Here is a 6,520-nt window from a genome sequence, read left to right on the forward strand (position 1 = left end):
GATGATGTCATTCCGCCAGGCGATCCGCCTGGCCCTCAGATTCTGCCCCGAATTCTGCAACGACGAATGAGATGATGCTTCTCACGCGTGGGGTCATGCGCCGATCCCGGTGATAGATGAGTGACATGGGCCGCTCACGCAGATGCCAATCGGGGAAGAGCTGAACGAGAAGGCCGGCCTGCATATCCGAAGCGAGCAGAATGGCCGGCTGCATAACGACACCCAAACCGGCCCTAGCGGCCATGCGCACGGCTTGGCCACTATTGACGGTGATCGACATTCTGGGCACGACCTCGACCTCTTCCTTGCCTTTCGACAGCCTCCATGGCGAGCGTGCTGCCGGGGTAAAGCCGATGGTTTCGTGGCCGGAAAGCGCGCTTGGATGGCCAGGATGCCCATGTCGAGCGAGGTAATCCGGTGAGGCACAAATCACCATTCGGTAAGGCGCAAGATGACGTGCGATCAGGCGGCTGTCGGGCAAGTCTCCGATGCGGATCGCGACATCGAAACCTTCCTCCACGATATCGACGTTGCGATCCGTCAACGTGATATCCAGCATCACCTCAGGGGCGAGCTCTCGATAACGCTGCAATGCCGGCATTAAAACCTCGGCCCCGAAAGTCGTCGGCACCGTGATCCGCAGCAACCCGCGCGGCTTCGTCTGCGATGCCTCCGCATCCTGATCCACAATGGCCACGCGTTCCAGGATATCGCGGCACTGCTCGACATAGGTCTTGCCAAAATCCGTCAGGCTCTGGCGACGCGTGGTTCGGTTCAGGAGGCGGGTACCCAGCCGCTCCTCCAGCGCGGCCACGTGTTGGCCGACCATTGCCGGCGATATGCCAAGCCTTGCCGATGCCGCGCTCATCGAGCCTTCCTGCACCGTTGTCACGAATACCTGCATCGAGCGAAAAGGCCCATTCGATAATTTTTCTTTCAAATGTATCTATATTTTCCCGTATTATCATGAAACAGCGCCGTAATTACAACCGCCATGTCGCAATTCATTCAAGGAGCATGACATGACGCAGACCCGGTTTACGGGCAAAACGGTTCTCATCACGGGTGCCGGAACGGGTATGGGGCGGGCCGCCGCGCTTCGTTTGGTGGCGGAAGGTGCCAATCTCGTCCTCGTCGGTCGGCGCCCCGCACCGCTCGATCAGTTGCTATTCGAGATCGAGACATCGGGCGGTGCGGCAATCGCGATTGCCGGCGATATCGCAGACGATGCAGCAGTAGCGGCGATCGTCGAGAAGACCATCGCACGCTTCGGACGGCTGGACGCCGTCTTCGCCAATGCCGGGGTTCTGGGCGAATTCAAACCCCTGGCAGCGACTGATGCAGATGATTTCGAGGTGCTGATCGGCACCAACCTTCGGGGCACCTTCTTCACGATCAAGCACTGCCTGCCCTTCCTGGAAGGCGGCAGCATTCTCATCAATGCCTCGTGGACGGCGGGCGGGGTGATGCCGGGTGCGGGCGCCTATGCAAGCACGAAGGGGGCGTTGCTTGCCATGATGCGGACCTTGGCGGTGGAGCAAGGGCCTCGAAACATCCGGGTCAACGCCATCAATCCAGGTATTATCCTGACGCCGATGGCGGACGATGTCATCGATCCGGCTTTTGCCGCACGCCTGGCGGCCCACACACCTCTCAGGCGAAACGGGACATCAGAGGATATAGCAGGGACTGTCGCCTGGCTGCTGTCCGATGATGCCCAATTCGTCACCGGACAAGAGATCACCGTTGATGGCGGCTATACGATCGGAGGTCTGAGGCCGTAGCTCGAGATAATTCCCGCAGACTCGCGATGACGCGCGGCGCGACCGCGCGTCATCTTGAACAATCGCGCATTTCAAGGAATTGCAGGAAGAAGCGAGGGACGTCGATCAGGCGAGCAACCGGGTGACTTCGGCGCCGTGCCTCGGTCCGACGGCATCGGCGATGGTCGTGGAGAACAGCACCTTGCGGGTGGCGTCGGCGACCTTGGCGAAGACGTGGCGGATTTCGCAGGTCTGTTCGCCGTCGCAATCGTCGCATTTGCGGTAGGCGGTGATCGACAGGCACGGCAGCGGCGCGATCGGACCGTCGATGATGCGCAGGATTTCGCCGAAGGTGATCGTGTGGGCGGGTTTCAGGAGGAGATAACCGCCCTGCTTGCCGCGGCGGCTGACGACGATGCCGTGATGTTTCAGGTCAAGCAGGATCTGTTCGAGGAACTTCTTCGGAATTTTCTGCTGCGCGGCGATATCGGAAATCATCACCGGTTCGTCGGCATCGGCATCCGCCAGAACCGTCAGCGCCCGCAGCGCATATTTCGCCTTTTGCGTAATCATCTCAGACCGTCGACACACACAGGCGGCGCGCAATCCCGCGCCGCTTCACGAGTACATTCGCCTCTATGGCACAACCAGCATGAACGGAATTTGAACGCGCTAGAGAAAGCCTTGAGGGACAAGCATTTCTGGCCTTGTTTTTTACGCTCGGCCAAGCCCTTGCAATCTACGCCAAAACCCCGCCTTCCGCACCTTTTTCGGCATCACTTCAGATTTCGAATTGACAGGCTGCGTGTAACTCTACTATTTTTGTAGACATACAAGCTGTCGGCGGGGACTTTGGCCCCCGGGCGGCTGTTTTTTTGCATTGCGGCAGCTTCGGAGAGATATTTGCTCCTGCGGCCGCAGCTTTCGAAATCCCTTTTTCTGTGCGATGCATGCGCGAACTGCGATACTCCTGCTCAACAAAGGACAGGATTCCCATGACTGTTGACAATACGATTGCGGAAGAAGGGCCGATTGCGGAAGCCGAGGCGCTGAACGACAAGCTGGCGGGTCTCGACCTTGCCCGGCGCCTGTCGCTGGTGGCGGGCCTTGGCGGGCGCGTAGTGTTCACCACCTCGCTCGGCATCGAGGACCAGGTGATCAGCGCCGAGATCGGCACGCACCGCCTGCCGATCGACATCGCAACGCTTGAGACCGGCCGGCTGTTTGCCGAGACGCTGTCGCTGATCGAAGAGACGGAAGCCCAGTACGACATCCACATCCAGCGCTTCACACCCGAAAAGGCCGATATCGACGCCTATGCAGCCAAATACGGCCTCAACGGTTTCTACGAGAGCGTCGAAGCCAGGCATGCCTGTTGTGGCGTGCGCAAGCTGAAGCCGCTTGCGCGCGCGCTCGAGGGTGCAACGATCTGGATCACCGGCCTGCGCCGCGGCCAATCGGCCAACCGCGCCGAGACGCCCTTTGCCGAATATGACGCCGAACGGCACCTCGTGAAGGTCAATCCGCTCGCCGATTGGGACACCGAGGCGATCAAGGCCTTCGTTTCCGACAACGGCGTGCCGGTCAATCCGCTGCATGCCCGCGGCTATCCCTCGATCGGCTGCGAGCCGTGCACGCGGGCGATCAAGCCCGGCGAGCCGGAGCGCGCCGGCCGCTGGTGGTGGGAGCAGGACGAAAAGCGCGAATGCGGCCTGCATGTCGCCGAAGAGGCTTCGGTGATCGCCGCGCAGTAATCAACCCTCACGGCTTTCCCAATCAGGGCGCGGCGACCGCCGCAGCCTTTGGGAAAGCCAACATCAAAGAATTGTTTGCGGGCAGCCGCAAACGACCGATAGCCTGGAGTAAGACATGCCCGATAGCCGTCCGGATACGGAACTCAGCAACCCGCAGAGCGCCAAGGCGCCGCTCGACCCGCATCTGAAGGCGCTGGAAAACGAATCCATCCATATCTTCCGCGAGGTCGCGGCCGAATTCGAGCGTCCTGTCATGCTCTATTCGATCGGCAAGGATTCCTCGGTGCTGCTGCATCTGGCGCGCAAGGCCTTCTATCCCGGCCGAGTGCCCTTCCCGCTCCTGCATGTGAACACCGGCTGGAAGTTCCGCGAGATGATCGCCTTCCGCGACGAGACCGCGAAGAAGTATGACCTCGACCTGATCGAGCATATCAATCCGCGCGGTGCGGCCGAAAATATCACGCCCTTCACCCATGGTTCGGCCGCCTTCACCGACATCATGAAGACCGAGGGCCTGCGCCAGGCGCTCGATGCCGGCCAGTTCGACGCCGCTTTCGGCGGCGCGCGACGCGACGAGGAAGCAAGCCGCGCCAAGGAGCGCATCTATTCCTTCCGCACGCCCGACCATCGCTGGGATCCGCGCAATCAGCGCCCGGAACTCTGGAATGTCTATAACGGCATGATCCGCAAGGGCGAAAGCGTGCGCGCCTTCCCGCTGTCGAACTGGACGGAAGTCGATATCTGGCGCTACATCCAGGCCGAGGACATTCCGCTGGTGCCGCTTTATTACGCCAGGAAGCGGCCTTTCGTGGAGCGTGACGGCATGATGATCCTGGCCGAGGATCCGCGCCTCGAACTGCTGCCCGGCGAAGTGCGCCAGGAAGGCATGATCCGTTTCCGCACGCTCGGCGACTTCCCGCTGACCGGCGCCATCCGCTCACAGGCGACCACGCTGGAAGAGGTGATCGCCGAACTCGAAATTGCAACGGTGTCCGAACGCCAGGGCCGCGCCATCGACCGCGACCAGTCCGGCTCCATGGAAAAGAAGAAGCGTGAAGGATATTTCTGAGATGACCGCAGCCAACACCGCCGTCTCGGCCGCAACCGCCGTCAGCCTGCCCGCGGCCGAGCCGCAGAAGGCCCAGCGCGACTCGCGCCCGCTGCGGCTCATCACCTGCGGCAGCGTCGATGACGGCAAGTCGACGCTGATCGGCCGCCTGCTCTGGGACACCAAGGCGGTCAAGGAAGACCAGGCCGCCACGCTGCAGCGCGATTCCACCGGCAAGCAGAACGATCTCGGCCTGCCCGACTTCGCCCTGCTGCTCGATGGCCTGCAGGCCGAGCGCGAACAGGGCATCACCATCGATGTCGCCTATCGATATTTCTCGACCGACAAGCGCTCCTTCATCGTCGCCGACACGCCCGGTCACGAGCAATATACCCGCAACATGGCGACCGGTGCTTCGACCGCCGATCTCGCCATCCTGCTCGTCGACGCGCGCTTCGGCATTCTCGAGCAAACGCGCCGTCATGCGACGATCGCTTCGCTGCTCGGCATCAAGCAGTTCGTGCTCGCCGTCAACAAGATCGACCTGACCGGCTATGACCGCGCCGGCTTCGACAAGATCAGCCATGAATTCCGGGAGTTTGCGCTGTCGCTCGGCGTCAAGCAGATTACCGCCATTCCGATGTCGGCGCTGAAGGGCGAAAACGTCGTTTATTCCGGCCAGGCCGCCATGCCCTGGTACAGCGGCCCGACGCTGGTGGAGACGCTGGAGCTTGCGACCGTTCGCTCGTCGCAGACGGTCGGCTTCCGCCTCTCGGTGCAGCGCGTGTCGCGCCCGGGCGAAAGCTTCCGCGGCTATCAGGGCACGGTTGCCGGCGGCTCGGTCAAGCCGGGCGACAGCGTCATGATCCTGCCGTCCGGCATGGTCGCCAATGTCTCCAAGATCGTCACCTTCGATCTGGTGCGCAACGCTGCCGTTGCCGGCGATGCGATCACGCTGGTGCTCGACCGCCAGGTCGACGTGGCGCGCGGCGACATGATCGTCTCGATCGACGCCCAGCCGCAGGTCGGCCTTGCCTTCGACGCGCAGATCGTCGCGCTGCAGCCCGAGGGCATCGAGCCCGGCAAACGCTACTGGCTGAAGAGCGGTTCGCGCCGCCAGCGCGTCCAGGTGCAGCCGTTGAGCCAACTCGAGCTGAAGACCGGCACCTGGACTGCCGCCCAGCGGCTCTACATGAACGCCATCGGCAAAGTGCGCCTCGTTTTCGACGAAGCGGCGATCTTCGACCCCTATGAGCAAAACCGCCAGTCCGGCTCCTTCATCCTGATCGATCCGGAGACCAACAACACGGTCGCCGGCGGCATGGTGACCGGCAAGCGCACCGAACTCGGCGGCCTGCACAACGGCGAAGGCCGCGTCATCCTCTCGCTGCCGGCCGATCTCGCCGAGCAGATCATGGCCAGCGAACTCTTCGCCAGCCGCAGCCACGAGGCCGAGGTGCGCCGCATGACGGCGGCCGAAGCGGCCGACCTCTGGTCGAGCGCTGCAAGCGATATCTGATAGGGATTGAGGGGCTCCCTCCGCCCTCATCCTGAGGTGCCCCGCAGGGGCCTCGAAGGACGAGGGCGGCCACCCGCATCTCCTCTGGTAGCGGATGGAGTGAGTGCGGCTCCTCACCCGCCCCCGTCCTTCGAGGCTTCGGCCTTTTGGCCTGCGCACCTCAGGATGAGGGCTGATCGTGATGCCGTGTGGTTGGTGGCTGATCGCTGTGGGCTGCTCGACAGATGTCCGCTCCACCCTCCGATAAGGCTGGCTACGCCCTCTCTCCGACCTCATCCTGAGGTGCCCCGCAGGGGCCTCGAAGGACGAGGTCGGCCACCGGCATCTCCTCACAATAGATGCGCCCGTAGTGCTGCTCATCACCCGCCCCCGTCCTTCGAGGCTTCGGCTTTGGCCTGCGCACCTCAGAGCTTGTGAAGCTTTTAAATCTGGTGCG

6 protein-coding genes are annotated in these 6,520 nt (G+C 62.4%); 4 read left to right on the forward strand and 2 right to left on the reverse strand.

Annotation, left to right across the window (positions count from 1 at the left end):
- Positions 1 to 7 precede the first annotated feature (7 nt).
- Positions 8 to 904, reverse strand: coding sequence for a LysR family transcriptional regulator (locus CO655_RS27600; protein WP_097667461.1), 897 nt, complete (start codon positions 902 to 904; stop codon positions 8 to 10).
- A 118-nt stretch (positions 905 to 1,022) separates the two neighbouring features.
- Between CO655_RS27600 and CO655_RS27605 the strand changes: the two genes are divergently transcribed.
- Entirely contained in the window at positions 1,023 to 1,784 is a 762-nt protein-coding gene (locus CO655_RS27605) for an SDR family NAD(P)-dependent oxidoreductase (protein WP_097667462.1), read from the forward strand.
- A 105-nt stretch (positions 1,785 to 1,889) separates the two neighbouring features.
- Here the strand turns inward: CO655_RS27605 and CO655_RS27610 are convergent, their stop codons facing one another.
- Positions 1,890 to 2,336 (reverse strand): Rrf2 family transcriptional regulator, encoded by a 447-nt coding sequence (locus CO655_RS27610; RefSeq protein ID WP_010034604.1) that lies wholly within the window; start codon positions 2,334 to 2,336, stop codon positions 1,890 to 1,892.
- 422 nt (positions 2,337 to 2,758) lie between these two features.
- Between CO655_RS27610 and CO655_RS27615 the strand changes: the two genes are divergently transcribed.
- From CO655_RS27615 to cysN, 3 genes are all read left to right on the forward strand, one after another.
- Positions 2,759 to 3,517: a phosphoadenylyl-sulfate reductase gene (locus CO655_RS27615; RefSeq protein WP_097667463.1), complete on the forward strand. Its 759-nt coding sequence runs from the start codon at positions 2,759 to 2,761 to the stop codon at positions 3,515 to 3,517.
- 115 nt (positions 3,518 to 3,632) lie between these two features.
- Positions 3,633 to 4,586, forward strand: a complete 954-nt coding sequence (gene cysD / locus CO655_RS27620) for a sulfate adenylyltransferase subunit CysD (protein ID WP_010034611.1) — start codon at positions 3,633 to 3,635, stop codon at positions 4,584 to 4,586.
- Between the two features lies 1 nt (position 4,587).
- Positions 4,588 to 6,084, forward strand: a complete 1,497-nt coding sequence (gene cysN, locus CO655_RS27625; RefSeq protein WP_097667464.1) for a sulfate adenylyltransferase subunit CysN — start codon at positions 4,588 to 4,590, stop codon at positions 6,082 to 6,084.
- Positions 6,085 to 6,520 lie beyond the last annotated feature (436 nt).

It is taken from the genome of Rhizobium sp. M1 (assembly GCF_002531805.1).
Taxonomy (GTDB): domain Bacteria; phylum Pseudomonadota; class Alphaproteobacteria; order Rhizobiales; family Rhizobiaceae; genus Rhizobium; species Rhizobium etli_C.

Excerpts from the sequence above, each read along its gene's own strand:
- CO655_RS27600 (WP_097667461.1), bottom strand. The coding sequence starts at position 904 with ATGCAGGTATTCGTGACAACGGTGCAGGAAGGCTCGATGAGCGCGGCA.
- CO655_RS27605 (WP_097667462.1), top strand. The coding sequence starts at position 1,023 with ATGACGCAGACCCGGTTTACGGGCAAAACGGTTCTCATCACGGGTGCC.
- CO655_RS27610 (WP_010034604.1), bottom strand. The coding sequence starts at position 2,336 with ATGATTACGCAAAAGGCGAAATATGCGCTGCGGGCGCTGACGGTTCTG.
- CO655_RS27615 (WP_097667463.1), top strand. The coding sequence starts at position 2,759 with ATGACTGTTGACAATACGATTGCGGAAGAAGGGCCGATTGCGGAAGCC.
- cysD (WP_010034611.1), top strand. The coding sequence starts at position 3,633 with ATGCCCGATAGCCGTCCGGATACGGAACTCAGCAACCCGCAGAGCGCC.
- cysN (WP_097667464.1), top strand. The coding sequence starts at position 4,588 with ATGACCGCAGCCAACACCGCCGTCTCGGCCGCAACCGCCGTCAGCCTG.